Source organism: Tolypothrix tenuis PCC 7101 (assembly GCF_963874875.1).
Taxonomy (GTDB): domain Bacteria; phylum Cyanobacteriota; class Cyanobacteriia; order Cyanobacteriales; family Nostocaceae; genus Aulosira; species Aulosira tenue.
The window spans coordinates 3761576-3784908 of the sequence record NZ_CAWNJS010000001.1 but is presented as its reverse complement, the minus strand read 5'-3'; the positions used below and the strand labels follow the sequence as shown (position 1 = coordinate 3784908).

Annotated in this window: 19 protein-coding genes; 13 read left to right on the top strand and 6 right to left on the bottom strand. The window is 41.4% G+C overall.

Annotation, left to right across the window (positions count from 1 at the left end; all coding sequences use genetic code 11):
• Positions 1-241 precede the first annotated feature (241 nt).
• Positions 242-814: a Uma2 family endonuclease gene (locus tag AACU25_RS15495; protein ID WP_096577033.1), complete on the top strand. Its 573-nt coding sequence runs from the start codon at positions 242-244 to the stop codon at positions 812-814.
• Between the two features lie 108 nt (positions 815-922).
• Here the strand turns inward: AACU25_RS15495 and AACU25_RS15490 are convergent, their stop codons facing one another.
• The gene (locus AACU25_RS15490) at positions 923-2170 is read right to left on the bottom strand and encodes an ABC transporter substrate-binding protein (RefSeq protein ID WP_096577031.1); all 1248 of its coding nucleotides are present in this window, start codon (positions 2168-2170) and stop codon (positions 923-925) included.
• Positions 2171-2485: 315 nt separating this feature from the next.
• On the opposite strand from AACU25_RS15490, the gene AACU25_RS15485 reads away from it, so the two are divergent.
• Positions 2486-3898 (top strand): MFS transporter, encoded by a 1413-nt coding sequence (locus tag AACU25_RS15485; RefSeq protein WP_096577029.1) that lies wholly within the window; start codon positions 2486-2488, stop codon positions 3896-3898.
• Positions 3899-4012: 114 nt separating this feature from the next.
• Here the strand turns inward: AACU25_RS15485 and accD are convergent, their stop codons facing one another.
• From accD to leuB, 4 genes are all read right to left on the bottom strand, one after another.
• Positions 4013-4963: an acetyl-CoA carboxylase, carboxyltransferase subunit beta gene (gene accD, locus AACU25_RS15480; RefSeq protein ID WP_096577027.1), complete on the bottom strand. Its 951-nt coding sequence runs from the start codon at positions 4961-4963 to the stop codon at positions 4013-4015.
• Positions 4964-5557: 594 nt separating this feature from the next.
• Complete coding sequence (locus AACU25_RS15475) at positions 5558-6379, bottom strand: prepilin peptidase (RefSeq protein ID WP_096577025.1); 822 nt, start codon at positions 6377-6379, stop codon at positions 5558-5560.
• 131 nt (positions 6380-6510) lie between these two features.
• Entirely contained in the window at positions 6511-6780 is a 270-nt protein-coding gene (locus tag AACU25_RS15470) for a hypothetical protein (RefSeq protein ID WP_096577023.1), read from the bottom strand.
• Between the two features lie 229 nt (positions 6781-7009).
• Entirely contained in the window at positions 7010-8092 is a 1083-nt protein-coding gene (gene leuB / locus AACU25_RS15465) for a 3-isopropylmalate dehydrogenase (RefSeq protein ID WP_096577019.1), read from the bottom strand.
• A gap of 512 nt (positions 8093-8604) precedes the next feature.
• On the opposite strand from leuB, the gene AACU25_RS15460 reads away from it, so the two are divergent.
• The 8 genes from AACU25_RS15460 to AACU25_RS15425 all read left to right on the top strand — a co-directional run bounded on the left by AACU25_RS15460 (position 8605) and on the right by AACU25_RS15425 (position 19329).
• On the top strand, positions 8605-9456 hold the full coding sequence (locus AACU25_RS15460; protein WP_096577017.1) for a mechanosensitive ion channel family protein: 852 nt from the start codon (positions 8605-8607) through the stop codon (positions 9454-9456).
• Between the two features lie 420 nt (positions 9457-9876).
• A complete protein-coding gene (locus tag AACU25_RS15455) occupies positions 9877-10779 on the top strand; it encodes a polysaccharide deacetylase family protein (RefSeq protein WP_321206630.1) in 903 nt (300 codons plus the stop codon).
• A gap of 604 nt (positions 10780-11383) precedes the next feature.
• On the top strand, positions 11384-12334 hold the full coding sequence (locus tag AACU25_RS15450; protein WP_096577015.1) for an ABC transporter ATP-binding protein: 951 nt from the start codon (positions 11384-11386) through the stop codon (positions 12332-12334).
• Positions 12335-12377: 43 nt separating this feature from the next.
• Positions 12378-14279, top strand: a complete 1902-nt coding sequence (locus AACU25_RS15445; RefSeq protein WP_096577013.1) for an ABC transporter permease — start codon at positions 12378-12380, stop codon at positions 14277-14279.
• 70 nt (positions 14280-14349) lie between these two features.
• On the top strand, positions 14350-16053 hold the full coding sequence (locus AACU25_RS15440; RefSeq protein ID WP_096577011.1) for a hypothetical protein: 1704 nt from the start codon (positions 14350-14352) through the stop codon (positions 16051-16053).
• A gap of 972 nt (positions 16054-17025) precedes the next feature.
• The gene (locus AACU25_RS15435; protein ID WP_096577009.1) at positions 17026-17784 is read left to right on the top strand and encodes an ATP-binding cassette domain-containing protein; all 759 of its coding nucleotides are present in this window, start codon (positions 17026-17028) and stop codon (positions 17782-17784) included.
• Positions 17781-18413 (top strand): ABC transporter permease, encoded by a 633-nt coding sequence (locus AACU25_RS15430; protein WP_096577007.1) that lies wholly within the window; start codon positions 17781-17783, stop codon positions 18411-18413. The genes AACU25_RS15435 and AACU25_RS15430 overlap by 4 nt, the downstream gene beginning before the upstream one ends.
• A 16-nt stretch (positions 18414-18429) precedes the next feature.
• Positions 18430-19329: a glycine betaine ABC transporter substrate-binding protein gene (locus tag AACU25_RS15425; protein WP_096577005.1), complete on the top strand. Its 900-nt coding sequence runs from the start codon at positions 18430-18432 to the stop codon at positions 19327-19329.
• 331 nt (positions 19330-19660) lie between these two features.
• On the opposite strand, the gene ald is transcribed toward AACU25_RS15425, so the two are convergent.
• A complete protein-coding gene (gene ald / locus AACU25_RS15420; RefSeq protein WP_096577003.1) occupies positions 19661-20752 on the bottom strand; it encodes an alanine dehydrogenase in 1092 nt (363 codons plus the stop codon).
• 379 nt (positions 20753-21131) lie between these two features.
• On the opposite strand from ald, the gene AACU25_RS15415 reads away from it, so the two are divergent.
• From AACU25_RS15415 to AACU25_RS15405, 3 genes are all read left to right on the top strand, one after another.
• Positions 21132-21302, top strand: a complete 171-nt coding sequence (locus tag AACU25_RS15415) for a chlorophyll a/b-binding protein (RefSeq protein WP_096577001.1) — start codon at positions 21132-21134, stop codon at positions 21300-21302.
• A gap of 416 nt (positions 21303-21718) precedes the next feature.
• The gene (locus AACU25_RS15410) at positions 21719-22015 is read left to right on the top strand and encodes a hypothetical protein (RefSeq protein WP_096576999.1); all 297 of its coding nucleotides are present in this window, start codon (positions 21719-21721) and stop codon (positions 22013-22015) included.
• Between the two features lie 222 nt (positions 22016-22237).
• Complete coding sequence (locus AACU25_RS15405) at positions 22238-23245, top strand: WD40 repeat domain-containing protein (RefSeq protein ID WP_096576997.1); 1008 nt, start codon at positions 22238-22240, stop codon at positions 23243-23245.
• Positions 23246-23333: the final 88 nt, after the last annotated feature.

The window sequence follows — 23333 nt, the reverse complement described above, 5'->3', positions numbered from 1 at the left end:
AGCAACCACAGTAATAATACTAAGGTAAATAGTATAAAATTTCTAAAAAATGACTATTTGCAACCAACATTGAGAGTGATCGCTCTTTTTTGGCTCAAGGTACTATTAGCCAAGGAACAATTCACCCTTCCCTCAGGGTAAAGAAGGAGAAAGGTATACCTAAGCTTTGCCACAATCAAATATCAGTTCTATATAGAAATAAAATCAAGAAATTCCTTTGCTAAATTCTGAGGTCTTAACTATGGTTGCTTCACCTGAAATCTACCTCACCTCTGAACAATACCTGCAAATGGAGGAAAACAGCGACATCAAGCATGAATACATCGACGGCTATATTTACGCAAGGGCTGGAGCGCTGGACTCCCATGTTACGATTGCGGGAAACCTGTTTGCGCTTGTCCGTAATCATGTACGCGGTTCAGGCTGTCGTATTTACATCGCCGATATGAAAGCACGCATCGAATCTCTGAATAGATATTACTATCCTGATGTAATGGTGACTGGCGACGAACGCGATCGCGAAACTCCTGCTTATAAAAAATTTCCCTGTTTAATTGTCGAAGTTTTATCTAACTCTACCGAAGCCTTTGACCGAGGAGATAAATTCGCTGATTACCAAACTTTAGAAAGTCTGCAAGAGTACGTTTTAATTAACACCAAACGTCAGCGAGTTGAGTGTTTCCGCCGTAATGAGCAAGGTTTATGGGTTTTACAATCTTACACAGCCGCAGATAAATCATTTGAATTACAGAGTATTAAATTTGAAGGTACAATGGCTGACCTTTACGAAGATGTAGTATTTGAAAAAGGTTAAGGTTCGCCTTCCTGATTTGGTTGAAGCAGGCTAAATTAGCTGGGAAAATACTCTGCGATACTTTGCGCCAACCTCCGCGTTCCTCTGCGTTTAATCTTTATTAATTTCCTACTCCATCGCCTGAATCTGCTTATTCGCTGCTGTTTGCGCTCTTACCATTGCTTGCTTTAATGGTTGCTGACCTAATAAAGCGCTAATAAATTGGTTATCAAAATTATTGACAATTGCTGCGGGATATTTGCCAGCTTGCCAAGGTGTAGCGTAGGAGACACCACTAACAAAAGGCGATCGCAACGGGTCTTTGTCATAGCCTAATTTCTCAGCTACAGATTTCCGCGTAGGGAGTGCAAACCCTTTCCCTGTCCACTTTTGCATCCCTTGTTTACCTGTGAGATAAGAAATTAATTCCCAAGCTTCTGCTTTATGTTTGGCTTGTTTATTCATTACATAGGCAACTGTAAACACCATAGTGTTATTTTTACCATTAATCGTCGGTATCTCTGCGGTAGCGAACTCTAGTTTAGGAAAGGTTTCTTGCAAATAAGGAATTGCCCAATTTCCTTCAATTACCATTGCTACCTTACTCTGACCAAACATTTCACTACCTGAGTTTGTGCCCACATCAGATTTTTGAGCAGAGGAACGGTCTTTTTGATACTGATCTATAACTAACTGCAATCCTTGCAAGCCTGGTTCACTAGCAAAGGTGGCATAATCATTTTGATTAATAATTTGTCCACCAAAGGCTTTAATTTTATAAGCTTGACGCGCTAATTCAGGAATTTCTCCAAAGCCATATTTGTTGATTTTGCCTGTTAATTTCTCAGAATAGTTGCGTAATTCCTCCCAAGTGCTGGGAGGATTACTCAAACCAGCCTCAGCAAAAGCTTTTTTGTTGTAAAACAGCGATAAAGTGGAATAATCTTTGGGGAAACCGTAAATTTGGTTTTGGTACTTGAAGCTATTGAGTAGGTTAGGTTCAAAGTCTGCTAAATCAAATTCCGGAGTGATATAAGTATTTAACGGTTCGAGGACATTTTGACTCATAAAGAAAGGAGCCTCTAGCGCATCCAGATAGAAAACATCGGGTGCAGCTTCTCCCACCAAGCGAGTCTTGATTACGTCCATGTACTGGTCTGAAATGACCTCATATTTGACTTTAATTTTGGGGTGCTGTGCTTCAAAGTCTTTTAGTACCTGCTGTAGAAGTTTTTGTTCCACAGGATTACCGCCCCAACCACTAAGTTTGACCGTCACTCTTGTGGATGCGCTCGGTAGTGTTAGACTGTGGCAACTAATAATTGCGATCGCGATCGCAATTATTAGTCCCCAAAACTTGAACCAACTATTTCTCATCACTAAAAAGGATGAATGATAAAGGATAAAGGATGAAAAAAACAATAAATTCGTGATTATCTCTCGGATTTAGCAGTTGATAAAAATTGCTTAATCTGTATCCTATTATGAATGGCTTAAGTTGATTATTGAATTGAATTCATACTTCATATTTCAGCCTTGAGTTGCTAATCTCTCTATTTCTACTTATATCGTCTCTAATTGATGCCTAATATTTCTAAATCTGAATTTTTATTGAGAAATGCAAGCTAGAATGACGAGAAATTATCGGCAACAAAACTCATCTACGGTATGTCATCCGTAAAACTTTAATTTATGACTTCTGTTCCGATTGAAACAGCTGCGCCTGTAACTCTGGAAATTAGCCAGATTACTACGCCGCAATTAACACTAACTTCTACCACCAAAAGCAATTCGCAGCTTTATAAGGATGCGATTCGCACTAGCTTGAAAGCTTCAACGCTGGATGCTGTTTTTGCCACAGTTTTTGGTGTGGCTACAGGTGGTATTTTACTGAGCAATTTCCTGTTGGAATTGGGTGCTAGTCCAGTAGTTTTTGGAATGCTGTCATCGATTCCTATGCTGGTGAACTTAGTTCAGCCATTGGGTGCGTACTTGTCAGAACGCAGCAGCAGCCGTTTCTACTATTCTTTGAGAACTCATGGAATTGCTCGGTTACTGTGGCTAATTCTCGGCATCGGTATTATTGGCTCAAGCTGGATAGGTTTGACTGCTTCCCAGTTAGTAGGATTAACGCTGTTAGTGGTCTTGTTCAGCAGTCTTTTAGGCGGACTAGGAAGTGCATCATGGCTGAGTTGGCTAGCGATGATTGTGCCTCGGCGGTTGCGCGGTAGGTATTTTGGCATTCGCAATAGTGCAGCTAGCTTGACTAATTTGCTCTGCGTACCGTTGGCGGGGCTAGCTGTATCTCATTGGTATGGTGGAACTTTACAAGGTTACGGGGTAGTTCTGTTTGTAGGTATTGTGTTCGGGATTATCAGCTTGGGCTGTCAGTACTTTCAAATAGATATGAATCCTGCTGTGCAAAATACTAGTCTTGTAAAGTATCAGCATATCAGTGAATCTACTACACCAGAACTAGAAGTAAGTTGTGCGCTAGCAACCCCAAACAACGAAGTTGCTAGCATTTGGAGTAACACTAACTTTTTAAGGTTTCTGCTTTATTTTGGCTTCTGGATGCTGGCTGTGAATATCAGCGCACCTTTTTTCAACTTCTATATGCTAGATCGGCTGCATTTAGATGTAAGTTGCGTGACGCTCTACGGTAGCTTGCAAGCGGGAGCGAGTATGCTTTTGATTATCCTGTGGGGTAAATTGGCAGATAAAATCGGTAATCGCCGGATTTTGATTGTAATTGGAATTTTGGTTGCACTTACACCTGTGTTGTGGATGGGTGTCAGTGCTAATAGTTGGAATATTTGGCTATGGTTACCGCTATTGCATATTTTTACAGGTGGCACATGTGCAGCAATTGATCTGTGCAATAACAATATGCAACTGGGGATAGTACCAGTAAAAAACCAGTCTATCTATTTTGCGATCGCATCTGCTGTTGCTGGTGTCAGTGGTGCTTTAGGTACAACCATTGGTGGCTTCATCGCCCAATTTGCCGAACAAGGAGGCTTACTAGGCTTATTCGCTCTCTCTAGCGCCTGTCGCCTCCTAGCGATTTTACCTCTCATGTTTGTCAAAGAACCCCATCAGTGAAGAGGTGGGGGAGCAGAGGGAGCAGAGGGGCAGAGGAGGCACAAGAATGGCAACGCTGCATTTTCTCCCCTTTCCCCCTTACCCCTTTTCCCCTTACCCCTTACCCCATTTCTCCTATTCAGCCGCGCTAGAACTCAAACTCATGGTTTCCCACAAAACCATGTGGGGGGCGGTGGGTACGGGCTGATGTAAGCCAATCAACTGAGATAGAGTATTCTTTAACTGAGTCCGGGGAACGATTTCATCGACAAAGCCATGCTTGAGCAAATCTTCAGCGCTTTGGAAATCTTCGGGGAGTTTTTCTCGGATGGTTTGCTCAATCACTCGCCGACCAGCAAACCCAATTGTGGCTTTTGGTTCTGCGAGGATAATATCGCCCAACATGGCGAAACTTGCTGTGACACCCCCAGTGGTGGGATGAGTTAAAACGGGAATATATAAAAGTTTGGCATCGCGATGGCGTTGTAGCGCTGCGGAGATTTTCGCCATCTGCATCAAAGAGAGCATTCCTTCTTGCATTCTGGCACCACCAGAAGTGCAGACAATTACTACAGGATAGCGGCGTTGGGTGGCTTGCTCAATTAAGCGGGTGAGTTTTTCGCCGACAACGGAACCCATACTACCGCCCATGAAACGGAAGTCCATGACTCCCAAAGCCACAGGTAAACCGTTGATTTCGCCTAAACCTGTTTTGACTGCATCAATTAAACCAATTTTGTCCTGCATTTCCCGCAGGCGATCGCTATAGGGTTTGCGATCGCGGAATCCCAGAGGATCGGTAGGACGCAAATGCTCGTCCATCGGTCTCCAGGTGTTTTGGTCAATCAATTGGCGAATGCGTTCATCGCTATCCACGCGATGATGATGACCGCACTCAGCACAAACCATTTGATTTGCTCTCAGGTCTTTTGTATATGCCAATACACCACACTTAGCGCATTTATGCCATAATCCATCAGCGATTTCGCGTTCTTGACGTTCCATGCTGGTGGTTCCGGATTTCCGTCGATTCGCAAACCAATCCAATAGAGACTTTAAACCGCGTGATTCTTCGTTGTTTGCCATTTTTATCTTATCAAGTGGGTAATGAGGTCGAAAACGGGCCAAGAAGCGATGGGGATTACAGGGTAAAAGTCCTCATTTCAAAGTTATGATTTGGGACTAGAGAGGGGATGCGGAGGATTTGGTGGCTCCGCTAGGGGAAAGAAACACTTGTTCATCCCGTTTGGCTCTTGACTATTGACTACATCGTCAAATTACGCTTGTAAGCAATTCAGACCTTATTTAGCATCTTTGGTTGCCAGCTTAACGAAAATGCTTATGCCAACACAAGTGTGTTGTTGGTTCGTTCTTGTGAAGGTATCCGCACAAGCGTTTGCATATTTACCCCTAAACCGGATGCTCTTTCCCAACCCCGCCAGGGTATACTTGCTCCCAAATCAAGAATTAGTGTTATAAGGTGATGAGCAATCAGCTTTTTAAGAGGGTAATACAGGTCACAGGATGATATTACCAAAATCTCAAGGGGCGGTGGCGTAATTGCGGTTACAGTCATAGGGGGTAGAAATTTCTTATGATGGTTTAATGGGTTGTTAAGGGAAGCTGGAGAAAATGAAATTTGATAACTTTGGATGCTAAATTGGTTTTTGACTCCTCTATTCACGTTACTGGAAAAAATAACCCCTGGTAAACAGATAAAATTGCTTCCCCGCCAAATAAAGCGATCGCAGCTCCTAAAGCCAGAAACGGGCCAAAGGGTATTTTCTGTCCAAAGCGGCGCTGTGACAGGGCTATAGCCACACCACCTACTAAAGCTCCCACAGCACAAGCCATAAAACCAGCTAAGAGTAAATATTTCCAACCTAGCCAGGCTCCCATCATCGCCGCTAATTTGGCATCTCCAGCTCCCATTGCAGTTTTACCCAGAGCTATTGAACCCAAAAGTGCGATCGCATCAAATAACCATAAGCCCAGTACAGCCCCCACAATCCCCATCATTAGGTGTTTGATTGCGCCCACAGAGCTACCTTCTGGGAAAAAACCAATCACTATTTGAAATATCAGCCCCAAAACCAAACCCGACTGAGTCAGTTGATTGGGTAGAGTCATCGTATCTAAATCTATGAGTGATAGGGCTAATAACCAGCTACAAAAAGCCCAATAGCCAATTGTCAAAATAGAAACTTTAAATAGTAAAAAAACTAGTACAAAAATTATGCCCGTTACCGCTTCTACCACAGGATAACGGGCAGCAATTTTATTTTTACAATAACGACACCGACCTCTGAGCCACAGCCACCCCAAAACGGGTACATTATCGTAAGCTTTGAGCTGGTTGAGGCAATGGGGACAACGGGAGGGAGGCCAAAGAACCGACAACCCCGCCGGCAGCCGATAAACCACAACATTAATAAAGCTACCAATAGAAGCACCCAAAATGAAGACGAGCAAACTCGCCGGGACAATCATCAAAATGTCCATATAGTCCTTTGTCATTAGTCATGTGTCATTTGTACTTTGTCATTGGTCATTTGTCATGACTGTTGACTTTTGAGTACAGACGCGATTAATCGCGTCTCTGCAACTTTTGACTGTTGACTGTTGACTATTGACTAATACATATGAGATTCAATTTGATTTAGTGGTACAAAACATTCTTGTGGTAACAGCACTGGAGTGTTAGTAAAAACCACTTTGCCACGATGGGTAGTGCGATTAATCGCTACTCCTGTGGCTTGTCCTGTTACTTCAGGATGCGCTTCACAAAGAGTATAGTAAATCTGACCAGCAGCCCGGATGACAGCCGGATCAACCAAAGGAGGCTGGGAATGCTGGTTTTTGGGAGCAGTATAGTTTTCGTATCCTTGACGTAAAGCGTACACTATTCAGTTATTTGCTTTCTAGATTTGTCTCTAGTTTATATGAAAGTTTCCGTAACGGTTGCCAAAATGGTCAAGTTTTGTTGCAGTTTGGGGACTGGGGACTGGGGACTGGGAGATGAGGGGGAAACGGAGAAGGGGAAAAGGGGAAGGGGAAAAAGGGGAAATAATTATGCCAATTACCTATTACCTATTACCAATGCCCAATGCCCCATGCCCCATGCCCCATGCCCTACCCAATTGCCTTAATTAATGATTCGCCCATTGCACGACAACCTAAAAGCTTGGTACCAGGTGAGAGAATATCACCAGTGCGATCGCCTTGTTCTAAAACTTGGAAGACGGCATTTTCAATGGCATCTGCTGCGGCTGGTTGGTCTAAAGCATAACGCAACATCATGGCGGCACTCAATACCTGCGCTAGGGGATTGGCTTTATCCTGTCCAGCAATATCCGGGGCTGAACCATGTACTGGTTCAAATACACCAGGGCCAGAAGCACCTAAACTCGCTGAGGGTAACATCCCAATACTACCTGTGAGCATAGCAGCAGCATCTGAGAGAATATCGCCAAATAAATTACCCGTAACAATGGTATCGAACTGCTTAGGTGCGCGGACTAGCTGCATGGCGGCATTATCCACATAGAGGTGAGATAGTTCGATATCAGGGTATTCTTGGGAAAGTTGAGTAATGCGATCGCGCCACAGTTGCGATACTTCTAAAACGTTGGCTTTATCTACCGAGCAAAGTTTCTTGCCACGTTTGCGTGCGGCTTCAAAGGCGACTTTGCCAATGCGATCGATTTCTGATTCGGTGTAAACCATTGTATTTACACCGCGCTTTTCTCCAGTCTCAGTTTCAAAAATTCCTTTGGGTTTACCGAAGTAAATCCCCCCTGTGAGTTCGCGCACCACCATAATATCAACGCCTTCTACAACTTCCTTTTTCAAAGTGGAGGCATCTATTAATTGGGGCAAAATTTTCGCTGGGCGTAAATTCGCAAATAATCCCAAACCCGCGCGCAATCCTAACAAACCTGCTTCTGGGCGGAGATTGGATGGTAAGGTATCCCACTTATAACCCCCAATAGCCGCAAGCAATACAGCATCGCTATTGCGGCAAGTATCTAAAGTAGCTGCTGGTAAAGGTTCCCCGGTAGCGTCAATTGCTGCACCACCAATGAGGGCTTCTTGGAAATCAAACTTTAAATCGAATTTCTGCCCTATAATTTTGAGCACATCTACCGCTACGGCCATAATTTCAGGGCCAATGCCATCGCCGGGAAGTAGGGTAATGCGGTAGTTTTGGGTCATAGCTGCTGTTTACTAAGTAGATGTTGAGTTGTGCAAAAATGCTCACAGATTAAATATCATAGCGAGCAATCTGCACTAATGGAGCTATCAATTTATTACAAGGGGCATTGGGCATTGAGTAATAATTTTTCTTCCTCTACTCTCTGCGCCCTGCCTCTTGTCCTCTTTGTTGAGCGTTACGGCTTTATTTTGCAATAATAACCAGAAATAGAAGCTGAATCATTTGATACTTTATACTTCAGCCGCAGCCTATAAAAGAGTATTCATATTCTGTTAACAGGATTTGTGACTCAGAATTATTCAATTATCTGGAATTTGCAAGTAATATTTGGGGATTAAAGATTACATCTACAACACTTTTATTTTCAGTAAATCTAACAATTTTTATAAAACGATTTTCTATTTGGGTATACAGTCCCGCAAGAAAATTAAAAAAAAAGTATTTATAGACATTTTTGAGATAAAAAACTGTATGTTTGTTGTGTTTAAGAAGGCATAAACTACAAGAAATTATGAATTTTAAGGAAATTGGTCAGGTTGCTTTGGCGTTGCTAACGCAGTTCGGCTTGAAGCTTGTAGGCGCTATCCTGTTGTGGGTTGTAGCTCAACGCTTGATTGACTTTGGATTGAAGCTATTACGTCGTGCTTTCAAAGTTCAACACGTCGATCCAACACTGATTACCTACATTATCAATATCATTTCTGTCACCCTGAGAATTGTTCTAGTTGTGGCAATTCTCGGATTCTTTGGTATTGAAACCACTTCCTTTGCAGCTTTGTTAGCAGCAGCTGGTATTGCAATTGGTGCCGCATGGGGTGGACTTTTGGCGAACTTTGCAGCTGGTGCATTTTTAGTGATTTTTCGCCCATTTAAAATTGGTGATTTCATCACTGCAGCAGGCGTTACAGGAACTGTCACAGAAATTGGGCTGTTCACAACTAATATCAATACGCCTGATAATGTGATGACAATTGTCGCCAATAATAAAATCTTTTCTGACAATATCCAGAATTACTCTGCTAATCCCTACCGTCGGGTTGACCTACTAGCCCAACTGCATCATGCTGTAGATCATCACGATGCGATCGCACGCTTAAAAGCCAAAATTAGCCAAATCCCCAATGTTCTGCAAAGTCCTGCACCTGATGTAGAAATTATTGATTTCAATATGGCAGGCCCCGTACTAGCAGTACGTCCTTATTGCAATAATGACCATTACTGGCAAGTTTACTTCGACACTAATAAAGTTATACGTGAAACCTTTGGCGAGGCTGGTTATCCGGTTCCCGAACATCGTTACTCAATCAGTGGTTCATCACCTAATGGAATTGATCCTGTAGTCCCTGCATCAATGATGAGCTGATAGTGACACAAACCTAAATCATACAAATGTAACAGTAGGTAGGCATCTGTCCTACCTACTTTATTATTTTCATGTAATGTTATATATAAAACAAAAATTTTTTCAGTATCTTAGTTATACAAATGTAAATAAATAATGTGATGTAGGATGTGTTAACGACGAGAGTGCGGCACCTGTAGCCATGCTTTTCGTGCGTTATTGTAAGTATACAGATATAGACAACTCTGCTAAATCAGTAAATCAGAATAATGTAGTTATACTTTCTGTGAAAGGTAAACGTATGAAAAGCTATCTGATGTGAGCAAAGTTATTAGCTATCAAAGCAATTTTTGTTTACAATCTCTTACTTAGTACGTAATTGGCCCTTAAAAGTATGTCTACCTTACCTTAGACATCCACAGTGGTTGAAGGAGAATTAGAGTGGCAGATAAGAAATCTTCGGTTAGACGAGGAATTATATTTATCCCATTAATTGCCGGAGTTTGTACTTTTGGTGCGGGATTGTATTGGCTGATGGGTCGAACAGACCATCAAATGCACATTCATAAGTCAAAGTCACTAACAGCCAAAGCGTTAATTAATCAGCAAGATTTGGCATTCAATGGAGACGCTGTTGCTTCCACAGACAGCCACATATTTGAAGTACCAAAAGCATTTCAAGGAAAAGTAGTTGAGCAGTTACCAGTAACCGATAAAAATAAAGTTATTGCGCTGACTTTTGATGATGGCCCTGCACCTAAATACACAGAACAAATTTTAGGAATTCTGAAGAAAGAAAATATTAAAGCGACTTTCTTCTGTGTAGGAGAAATGGTGCATTATTTTCCTCAAATTGTTAAAGAGGAAGTGGCGGCTGGTAATGCAATTGGCAATCACACATGGCATCATTGGTATCGCAAGATGAACCCAACTATTGCACAGCGTGAGATTGAATCTACTGCTACACAGATATACGAAACTACAGGAGTTAAAACATCTCTATTTCGTCCGCCTTTTGGCATCCTGAACAATGGTGTAGCTGACTACGCTAAAAAAAATAATTATGCCATATTAATGTGGTCGGATGATTCTCAAGATTATCGTCGTCCTCCCGTATCCAGGCTAGTTAATAATGTTATCAAAGGCGCAAAACCAGGCGGTATGATATTAATGCATGATGGTGGTGGGAATCGCTCAAATACAGTTAAAGCTTTACCAGAAATTATTGATACTCTGAAAAAGCGTGGATATAGTTTTGTAACCGTACCTGAATTGTTAGCAATACAAGCACAAAAACCGTTGGTGAGAATGGCAAAATTCCATCAACCAAACAAAGATATGTAAAATTTACTCGATTAATATTTACCAAAAATATAACAATAGTAATTACTAGTTGTATTCGTGGATAATGTCGGCGAATACAAATTTTTTGTGTTTTATGCAAACAATGTAGACAAAAATCATACCAATCCAAATAATGTTTGCGACAGATAAATCCTTTGTAAGGGCACGGCATCCGCAATCTTTTGGCATATCAAATATCATACTAGTGCCGTGCCCCTACCTATTTGTCGCGTTCTTTTTTCAAAATGGTATTAGACTTATTTCAATATTATTTGACATATCAATCATTTGTGGAGACATAAATATTTATGCCTATCTTTCAATTCTTTTGGTGTGTTAAACCTAATCCCTAACGCAAAGCGCTGACTACAATACATGGTACTGAGATTTTTTCAGAAATAAAATCGGATTCCTAATATTATTCATCCGGTTCCAGTAGAAAATATACTGAATATTGAATAAAAACAGTATTGATTGAGCGAAGTATTAGTACTTAATAACATTAAGTTTGTGTAAACCTGGTTTCCATTTCTGAAACGAACCTGGCAAATACTGTAGAGACAGGTTAGGTTAACTTATAATCACAAGCCGCACCAAAGCAGGTATGGTAAAAGAATTAGCAATTCGTACCTCTGGACTGACGAAGCAATTTGATCGCCATGTTGCGGTCAATGATGTTGATTTAGAGATCCAAGCAGGTGAAGTATACGGACTTATTGGGCCGAATGGCGCAGGTAAAACAACTCTCATCCGGATGTTAGCAGCCGCAGAGGAGCCAACAACGGGTGAGATTTATATTAATGGCGATCGCTTGCTGCGTGACAAAAGTAATCCCACTCTCAAGCGTCGTCTAGGCTATTTACCTGATGACTACCCACTGTATGAGGATTTAACAGTCTGGGATTACCTAGATTATTTTGCGCGGCTATATCGTTTGCGGGAACCACGTCGTACGCAACGTCTGCATGAAGTATTAGAACTGATACAACTTGGTAATAAGCGTAATAGCTTAATTTCTACCCTGTCGCGGGGGATGAAGCAGCGCTTAAGTTTAGCGCGAACGATTATTCATGAACCGATTTTACTGCTGTTAGATGAGCCTGTTTCTGGTCTTGACCCCATCGCTAGGATGCAGTTCCGGGAAATCATTAAGGCTTTGCAAGAAGCGGGAATGACAATCTTGATTTCTTCCCATGTTCTCAGCGATTTAGCAGAACTCTGTACTTCTGTGGGAATTATGGAACTAGGCTTTTTAGTAGAAAGTGCTTCTCTGCAACAACTTTACCAGCGACTATCCCGTCAACAAATAGTGTTGTCTACATTGGGAGATTTAGAAACATTACTGCGGGAAGTAAAACATCATCCTTTGGTGGAAGAATGGGAAGTAATATCTGGTAAAAACAGCGTCAGAATTAACTTTTCAGGTAAGCAGGAAGATAGCGCTGAGTTATTGCGATCGCTAATTCATGTTGGCATTCCGATTACTGATTTTCACTGCACCCAAGAAGATTTAGAAACCATTTTCTTAAAGTTAGGGCACAAGCAAGCATCTTAAATTCCGCAATAATTCTTAATTCCTCTGTTTGGAGCTTTTATCTATGATGCTCAAGTGGTTAGACAAAATCGGTGATTGGAATCCGCAGTTGTTGCGCGAACTGAAAGGCCGCCTGAAACCTGTCAATATTTTAATTGCCTTGGCAATATCCCTAGTAACTCAACTAGGGACTTATATATATCAAATCAGCGAGTTGCCTAGCAAAACATATGCTATGTCAGGCATATACTGCAATCTTGCTGATGGTTATCAACAAAATCGCACCTTTCTCAATCAAAGTCTTGAGCAGGTTAACTCCAAAATCAATAGTTATAGTGGGAGTCTAAACTCAGATTTATTAGCGAAAATCCCGGATTTAAAGTTAGAACAAAAATCCCTGAAACAGCAAATCGACAATCTTGATAAAATCTTATATCAAAGTTCTTGCCCAGCCGAGCAAATAAATATGCAAATGTGGTGGCAAGACCACTGGAAATATATATTTATGACGCTGAGTGTGATGTTTATATTCACACTTTTAGTTGCTGGGACTTATTTGCTGATAAATAATTTAGGGCAAGAAGAACGTCGCGGCACATTGAATTTTTTACGTCTTAGTCCGCAGTCAGAAACCAGTATTTTAACTGGCAAAATGTTAGGTGTGCCGATTCTGGTCTATCTCATAGTTTTAGCAGCAATACCTTTACATTTATTGTCAGGTATTGCGGCGCAAATTCCCTTTACTTCGATTCTAGCTTTTTATATAGTGCTGGCTGCTAGTTGTGTTTTCTTCTACAGTAATGCATTACTATTTGGCTTAATTAGTCGTTGGTTTAGTGGGTTTCAACCTTGGTTAGGAAGTGGTTTAGTTCTCCTCTTCGTATGCGTAACTTTGCAGACTTTATTTTATAGTGCAGATTTTCGCAATCTACTCGCTTGGTTAAGTTTATTAAACCCTGCGAGTATGCTGGGATATCTCACACCCCGATATCAGGAACCAGCAATACAAGAAATACAGTTTTTTTACTTACCACTTGGTAAAAATCTGATTGGTCTACTTGCCTTACATTTATTTAATTATGGTGTAGGCATTTACTGGGCTTGGGAAGGAATGAAACGCCGCTTTCGTAATCCTGATGGCGCAATTTTGAATAAAGTTCAGAGTTATTTGTTGGTGACGAGTTATCAAGTAATTTTTTGGGGATTTACGCTGCAATACTCTGACAATTACTGCCCAGATTACAGAGGTAGTCAATCTATTCCTTGTTATTATGATTTGAACTATCAAATAGGTCAAAATTGGGGATTAATAGCATTTTTTAATATCATGCTATTACTTTCCTTACTGGTAATTTTGTCACCTCACAGACAAACTATCCAAGATTGGGCAAGATATCGACATGAAAAAGTTGCTAATTTTCAAGGATTTTGGCGGAAATTTGCGCTCACAGATTGGCTGGTAGATGAAAAAAGTCCAGCACTATTGGCAATGTTGATTAATTTAGCGATCGCAACTACTCCATTATTAGTTTGGATTGTACTTGCACCTATGTTGAATACTCATCATAACAATGCCATAAACTGGGTAAATGAGATTGGCAGATTGAAGGCAATTTTGGCTGTGGCTTTCTTCATTAGCTTAATGATGATTTATGCAACTTTAGCCCAATTAATGCTAATGATGAAAACTTCTAATCGTTCAATGTGGGCAGTGGGGACTATAGTTGCGGCTGTCTTCCTACCACCATTGTTTCTCGGAATCCTAAATATTAAACCCGCAGCTTATCCAGTAGCATGGCTATTCTCTACTTTTCCTTGGGCTGGTTTAGAATATGCTGCCACAAGCACAGTTTTTAAGGCATTTATAGCTGAATTAACTGTCCTAATTTTGTTAAATATCAAATTAGCAAAGCAGATGAAATTAGCAGGAGAATCTGCTACAAAAGCCTTGTTAGCAAAACGTTAAAAGGAAGGAGAGACAAAGGAATAACAAAAGCCAAACATCCAACACCCAACACCAAAAGAGAGCTTTTCATATGAATCTAAATTGGATGAATCAAGTAGGAGATTGGAATCCGCAACTGTTGCGCGAACTGAAAGGAAGACTAAAGCCGCGCAATTTAATACTTGCTGGTGGTATTTCATTGCTGGGTCAATTTATCATATTTATGTATTTTCAAACCCAGCTACCTACAAAACTCGAACTTGTATACAATTCCTTTGACCGATATTGCACAGGTAAACTCGAATATAATTCACGAGAATGCCTTGTAGATGGATTTGGTAATCTCCTTATCAACTGGCAATTGTGGTATTTAGATGTATTTACCTGGCTAGGGATTATTGGCTCTATTTCACTTTTAGTTGCTGGTACTTACCTAATTATTAATGATTTAGCTGCTGAAGAACGGCGTGAAACTCTCAATTTTATTCGCCTGAGTCCCCAAACGCCTCAAAGTATTTTATTGGGCAAAATGTTAGGCGTGCCGATTTTACTTTATCTTGGAGTAATCTTAGCGCTTCCTTTGCATATATGCTTAGGTTTAGCTGGGCAAATTTCGTTTCCTGAGATTTTCAGCTTTTATGCAGTAGTGGTTGCTGCGGGGATTTTATACTATAGCAGCGCCTTGCTATTTGCCTTAGTTGGTTCCTGGTTGGGAGGGTTTCAAGCTTGGTTAGGTGGTGGTGTTGCTTTAGGTTTTCTTTTAGTGACTACACCAATGGCAGTTACCGCAATACCAAATGAATATCCATTAGTTTTTGCTAGGCTAATTAATCCTACTTCCTTAATTCCCACTACGGCAATTAGTGCTGTTTTTCGGTATTCCGATACAAGGCTGAACAATTTTCATTGGTTTGCTTTACCTTTGGGAGAGAACCTAATCACAACACTTGGCTTTGCTTTATTGATTTACGGTTTAGGAACCTATTTTATTTGGCACTCCTTACAACGTTGCTTTCGTGACCCCAATACCACAATGTTGAGTAAGCGGCAGAGTTATTTATTAACTGCTAGCTTTGCATTGCTGACTTTGGGATGTGCAAATTGGCAAAAATTAGTTTTGGAGGGAAGTACCAGCAAATATCTCTTAGCTGAAAATCTCATGTGCTTATTGTTCTTAGATTTTTGGCTGTTTCTCTATTTAATTGCTGCACTCAATCCTCATCGTCAACCCCTCCAAGATTGGGCGCGTTATCGTCGCACATCCAATTCTCAAGGAGTAGTAGGTAGAAAGCTAGTGCAGGATTTGATCTGGGGTGAAAAAAGCCCCGGCTTGTTAGCGATCGCTATTAATGCCATGATTGCAATTATTGCTATCTGTGGGTTAATTATCCTCTCCCACGTCCAACTTGATGAAAAAATCAGAGCAATTTTCGCTCTAGTGTTATCTAGTAGTTTAGCTATGCTTTATGCATCAATAGCTCAACTATTCTTACTCACCAAAAATCAGCATAGAATCTTTTGGGCTGCGGCTACTGTTGCTGCTCTCATTGTAGTACCAGTGATAGTTTTAGCTATATTCTCCCCTTACGTCAGAGACAACAATTATTTCTACTTACTTTCAGTGATTGGGCCGATTTTTGCGATCGCGCCTGGCACAAACTCAATATCGCCCATCACCGCATTGCTGTCAATTCTGGGTTATTGGAGTGCTGTGGGATTATTGATATTCCAACTCAAGCGAAAGCTAGTCAAAGCTGGTGAGTCTGCTACTAAGGCGTTAATGGCTAGTAATTAAGTAACTACCAAGTAAAATGGACTTCTGCAAGAAGTTTGGGAAAAGGTCAATGGGGAAGGGGGAAAGGTTTTGTATTTTACCTTGACCCATCTCTTAGAAAAAGCACTTTTGCAAGAGGTCTAATAAGCAGATGAGGAAAAATATCTAAAACAAAAACCCAGTGAAAACCACTGGGTTTTTGTTAGGGTTAATCCCTAAACTTTACTCTATAAAGCTTATATATAAGTTGTTGGACTAATAATTACAATAATCTGCTTTAAGCGCTTCCGCAGAAATACTGAACTTATTCAAGCCATTACTTTTTAGTGGTTAATTCTACTGATAATCAATGACGATGCAGGCAATGTCATATAAAACAAAAACCCAGTGGTTTTCACTGGGTTCTTGTTGGGGTTAATCCCCGCACTTTACTGTATAAAACTTTTTTATTAGTTGCTGGCTTAATAATGATTTAAACAATGCCCTATCCGCTTCCGCATAACTACTGAATTTATTAACAGCCTCAATTTTTTGTGCTTAAATCTACGGATAATCAATTGCCATGATTGCGGAAAACCCTTGCAGTAATTCACTCTCAAACAAAAACCCAGTGGTTTTCACTGGGTTCTTGTTGGGGTTAATCCCCGTACTTTCTGTATAAGACTTTTCTATATGTTGGTTTAATAATGATTTAAACAATGCCCTATCCGCTTCCGCATAACTACTGAACTTCCTCACCCCAGCAATTTTGTGTCCTTAAATCCACTGAGATTGCATGGCTAGATTGCGGGAAATCCGGTATTAAGTTACTCTCAAACAAAAACCCAGTCGTCACAACTGGGTTTTTATTGGGGTATGTCCCCGCACTTTTCGGTATAGGACTTCGGTATAGTTGCTTGTCTGATAATGATTACAACGGTAGCTTTGACGATTCCGGAAAACTACTAGAATTTTTGACACTCATAGGATGCTCAAGAAAATACCAGGTAAATCATGCCAGAAAATCACCAAATCGCTGTTGAATTCCGTGATGTCACCTTTAGCCGCAACCATCGCCCTTTGGTATCCCATCTCAATTTCTCGATTCGCCAAGGAGAAGCACTAGTATTGCTGGGGCGCAGTGGTAGCGGTAAAACGACAACGATGAAATTAATTAATCACCTGTTTACGCCTACCACCGGGGAAGTGTTATTTGATGGTATCCCGACAACGCAATGGGACGAAATTAAACTGCGGCGCAGGATTGGTTATGTGATTCAAGAGACTGGTTTATTCCCCCATTTCACAGTGGAACGCAATGTAGGTTTAGTTCCGACTTTGGAAGGTTGGAAACCAAAACAAATTAAAACAAGGGTTTATGAGTTATTGCACCTGGTAGGTTTAGCACCAGAACAATTTGCTGGGCGTTATCCCCACGAACTTTCGGGGGGACAAAGGCAAAGGGTGGGCGTAGCTAGGGCGCTAGCAGCCGATCCGCCTGTATTATTAATGGATGAACCATTTGGCGCACTCGACCCAATTACCAGGCTGGAAATTCAGCAAGAGTTTCGCCGCTTACAACAAGACTTAGGCAAAACCGTTGTGTTTGTCACCCACGACATTCAAGAAGCATTTGTGTTGGCATCACGAATTGGTTTAATGTATGGGGGAGAATTGGTAGTATTAGGGACAAAGGATGAATTTATGCGATCGCAACATCCCGAAAGCCTAGCCTTCCTCGAATGTCTGCATTCTCTGCAAGACAATTTATGAAAGATTTCTTTTTGATTAAGTACGCCCCGGAAATTTTGCAGCATACGCTGGAACATTTATTTATGGTGGGCATTGCGATTGGAATTGCTATATTAATCGGTATTCCTTTAGGTATTTTAATTACCCGTCAAACCCAACTCCGCCAACCAATTTTAGGTATTGCTAATATTTTACAAACGATTCCCAGTTTGGCTTTATTTGGGTTATTAATTCCTGTGCCTATAATTGGTGGTATTGGCGTAGTACCTGCAATTGTGGCTTTAACTTTATATTCTTTATTACCGATAATTCGCAATACTTATACTGGCATTATTGGTGTAGATCCAGCAATTAGAGAAGCTGGAAAAGGCATGGGAATGACAGATAAAGAATTGTTATTACAAGTGGAAATTCCTTTAGCAATGGGAGTAATTTTAGCTGGGGTAAGAGTCGCCACTGTCATTGCTATTGGGATTGCAACCATTGCTGCTGCTATTGGTGCTGGTGGTTTAGGTGTATTTATTTTTCGGGGGATTGCAGTAGTCAATAATCAGTTAATTTTAGCTGGTGCGGTTCCTGCTGCATTAATTGCGTTAATTGCTGATTTAGCAATTGGTTGGATTGAAGGAAAGTTAAAAGTTAAAGGCTAAAAGCAATGTTTTAAAGATGAAAAAATTTCTGAGTTTATGCCTATTAACGCTTGCTTTAGTAATTGCGATAGCTAGTTGTAGCCCTAATACTAATACAACTAGTAGTGGCGATATTATTGTCGCTTCTAAAGATTTTACCGAACAAGATATTTTAGGTGAGCTTTTAGCCCAACAAATCGAAGCCACAACTAATTTAAAAGTAGCGCGTCGCCCCCGCTTAGGTGGTTCTTTTGTCTGCCATAGTGCAATTACAGCAGGGAAAATTGATGCTTATATTGAATATACTGGTACAGCTTTTACAGGTATTTTAAAACAACAAGTAGTCAACGACCCCAAAATAGTTTACGCAAAACTCAAGCAAGCCTACGCCCAACAATTTAATTTAGAAGTAATGCCCAGTTTGGGTTTTGAAAACACTTTTGCCATGACTATTCGCGGGGAAGATGCGCGGCGCTACAATTTACAAACTCTCTCGGAAGCTACTAAATATACTCCCCAATGGCGTGGCGGTTTTGGCTATGAATTTTTAGAACGGGAAGATGGGTTTGCGGGTTTAGCGAAAACCTATAATTTACGTTTTGCGAAACCACCGCAAATTATGGATTTAGGCTTAATTTATCGCGCATTAATTCAAAAACAAGTAGATATGGTAGCGGGAAATTCCACTGATGGGCAAATTGCCCGCTTGGGTTTAGTGGTGCTAAAAGATGATAAGCAGTATTTTCCACCTTATGAAGCTACGCCCATTGTCCGCAAAGACATCCTCGAAAAATATCCGCAGTTAAAAAAGGCGATCGCTCAACTAGCTGGTAAAATTTCCGCAGACGAAATGCGGCAATTAAATTACCTAGTTGAAGGTGAACTACAGGATATTAAAGATGTTGTCCGCGAATTCCGAAAATCTAAAGGATTATAGTCAGATATAATCCCCAGAAATAATATTTCACAATCATTGTAGGGGCACAGCATTACTCAGAGGTGTCAACTTAAGCTAAAAGCGATATAGGGCGGGCGTTGTACAAATACCTCGCGCCCTCATCCCCTAACCCCTTCTCCCGCAGGAGAAGGGGAACTAAATCTCTGGCTCCCCTCTCCCACAGGGAGAGGGGCTGGGGGTGAGGGCGAAACCTTGCAACCAAGCGGGTTTCAAGTTAAGTTGACACCAATGAGCATTGCTGTGCCCTATCTTTGACATTTGACTCTTGACTACCCTAACGAGTTAATAGCCAATTTCCACGCGTCGCGCCTTAACTTACCAAATCGGGGAATACTTCCTGTACAGCAGGATGTACTAAGCGATGATTTTGGACATTTACACCCTTAGCTAATGCAGGGTTAACATCCAGCGCCTTAATGCCAAGATTTGCTAACTGCACAACGTAAGGTAAGGTACTGTTATTCAGCGCTTGGGTAGCAGTCCAAGGTACTGCACCAGGCATATTAGGAACGCCATAATGTACCACACCCTCTTCAATGTAAATGGGGTTAGTGTGGGAGGTAGTGCGTAAAGTTTCTACACAACCGCCTTGGTCAACAGCCACATCCACAATTACAGAACCGGGACGCATTTTTTGTACCAATTCACGAGATACTAATATTGGTGCTCTACGTCCAGGCACCAAAACCGCACCGATTAACAAGTCAGCTTCTTTAACGGCGGCTTCGATATGGGCAGAGTTGCTATAAAGCAATTCAACTCTAGAGCCAAATAGAGTTTCTAAGTAGGATAAGCGTTCGACATTCACATCCAAAATTTGCACGATCGCACCCATACCTACAGCCATTCTAGCTGCTTCTGTCCCAACTACGCCGCCGCCTAAAATCACAACTTTGCCCGGTTTTACCCCCGGCACACCACCCAAAAGCACACCTCGTCCACCTTGCTGACGTTCCAAATACCTTGCGCCAAATTGTACTGATAGCCGACCGGCAATAATGCTCATAGGAGAGAGCAAAGGTAATTTATTTGCACCAGGCTGTTCTACAGTTTCATAAGCGATCGCACAAGTGCCACAATCAATTAAACTCTCAGTTAATTTGCGATCGGCTGCTAGATGCAGATAAGTAAATAATATCTGCCCTTTCTGCAAAAATTTATACTCAGCTTCTAGAGGTTCTTTGACTTTAACAACTAGTTCCCGATTCCAAACCGCTTCTGGTGTGGGGACAATCTCCGCCCCAGCACTCATGTACTCTTCATCGGTAAAACCAGCACCAGTACCAGCTTGGGTTTGGACGAAAATCTGATGACCATTTTCGCGCAACACCCGCACACTCGAAGGACTCAACCCTACACGAAACTCTTGATCCTTAGTTTCTTTAGGAACGCCGATTTCCATTTACAGCCTCTAATTAATTTTTGTTTAACTTTAGCCTGCCAGTCTCAGAGTGGCTACTTCCGTATTAGGGATAGCTAATAATTGCTCTGAGTTCCTTACCTTCTGTGACAGTGTTGCCAAACTGTACCCTTGACTATTACCCTTGTCTGCCTAAAATATATAAAGAATAATAAATAATTGTAAACAACGGTTTACAAAGGTTCGATTCAAGCAGCTACTGCTGGACTTCTGAAGCTGTCTTGCTGGCGATTCAAGCATAGCAACTCAGTTCCACACCCACAGAAGTGCTGATGTCTATACCCTGTTTCCAGCCGCAGTGTCTATAGACATCTAACAATCAAATTTAGTTTGCCGACAAATAAGAGAGGAATTGTTGATGATGACACAACCCAAGCCCACCGTTACCCCCAAACTCGAAGAGCCAAAGTTAGGCTTTAATGAATATGCCGAACGTTTGAACGGTCGAGCTGCCATGATTGGCTTTATTTTGATGGTGGTAATTGAATACATCACCAATCAAGGTGTGTTATCATGGCTCGGTCTGAAATAGTACTGCTGTAGAAGCACAGATTTTCAAGTTTTAAGCTAGTAATTAGAGAGTTTTGACCAGCTGGAACAACCAGCTGGTTTTAACTTAAGTAATTAATAGCGAAACTACCTCCGAAGACTTAACGTCTACAAAGGGACTGGGGATTGGGGACTGGGGACTGGGAATTATTCTTTTTACTCAGAACTCAGCACTCTTGTACAGACGCGATTAATCGCGTCTCTCCAACTCAGCTCTTTCAACTTAGACTGGCAATTACTATATGCAAGAGGGTAAATTACTACACTTCCTCTCCTACTTAATAAAATTATAATACTTTCAACGCCTTGACATCAGCAGGGCCAATCAAGGCCTGATAGCAAGTTAGGGATTTTCGATATATTTACATATAAAGCTAAACTGGATTAAACCAAGCTGTGATGAACGTTCTCTTACCTCGTTTTTTGAAGTCATCCTACCGTAAAGAACCGCTAATAAGTGTTTTTATTACGATGGGCGTAGTTGATGCCCTGATTGGTGGCTTAGATGATAGCTGGTCATTATTTACTTTTGGCTTAGGGATAGCTGGAGTTAGCATCGGTTGGAAACTGTGGCGTATGTACCAAAGCCGCCCTCCTATGCCTGAAGAGCCTGTAGTACAACATTACTTACCTTCACGCTCATCTAGCCCAACTTTACCGATGTTGACGGTGACGAAGAAAAAACCGCCCCAGTAAACAGTGCTGAGTGCTTACCCTAAAATTTTTGGGGGTGGGTAATATCTTGTGTTCCTGAATAACTTCTTGAATCTCACAGAATAACTAGTAGACCCTCGGAGGGCACCTGACTCAAGAGTAGAGTAGGGTAGCAACAGGCGTTAGAAAGTGAGAAAAACTGTGAGCAGTGAGGGAAAATTTAGGGGCTATTTTGTGCTGCGCCCGTATATAGTTCTGGCGTTTATGGCTTCTATAATCCTTCCAGTGGCAATCTGGAAAGAAGTCTTCATTCATACTGCTTATGCTGCTACAGAAACAGCAACAAACTCACAAGCTAAAACCAACTTTGCCAATCCCCAGTTAATTTACACCCTGCAAGGGCATGGGGGAACTGTTAAATCCTTAGCTTTCAGTCCAGATAGCAAAACTCTTGCTAGTGGCGGTGCCGAAAATGAAGGTGTAATTCGCTTGTGGAATCTGACAACAGGCGCACGGGTGGGGACTATCCGCAAAGCACATAAAACAGCCGTCGAATCTTTGGTGATTTCACCCGACGGACAAACCTTAGCCAGTTGTAGCAGTGACTACACGATTAATCTTTGGAATCTCAAAAATCAGCAATTTAAACGCTCTTTTGTCGGGCACAGCACAAATGTACTATCCCTAGCAGTATCCCCTGATAGTAAACTTCTTGTCAGTGGTGGGATAGATGGAATTCGCCTCTGGGATTTGCCTCAACAACGTCCTTTAGGTACTTTAGTCAACTTTGATAACTTAATTTATGCCTTAGCAATTAGCCCTGATGGTACAACCTTAGTGAGTGGTGACTATAAGGGCGTGGTCAAACTGTGGAACTTAAGTACAGGAAAATTAATTCGTGCATTTGTTGGACATTACGATTTAGTTAGTGCTGTAGCTTTTACACCCGATAGCAACACCCTAGTTACAGCTAGCCACGATCGCACAGTTAAAATTTGGCATATTCAGACTGGCAAACTCATCCAAACTTTAACCGGACATAACAACTGGGTAAACGCCATTGCTGTGAACCCCGATGGCAAAACTCTCGCCAGTGCTGGGAAAGATGGTATTAAATTGTGGGATTTAACTACAGGCGAGTTAATTAATACACTTAGTAGCCATACCGATTGGGTAAGTGCGATCGCTTTTAGCCCTAATGGTCAAATGCTCGCCAGTGGAGGTTTTGATAAACAAATTAAGGTTTGGGGAACTGCACCAAAGCGTAAGTAGTTATACTAATTCAAATAATTTTTGAGACACATCAATATATTCTAGAAAGTACGCTAATGCCTATTGGTGTCAACTTAACGTGAAACCC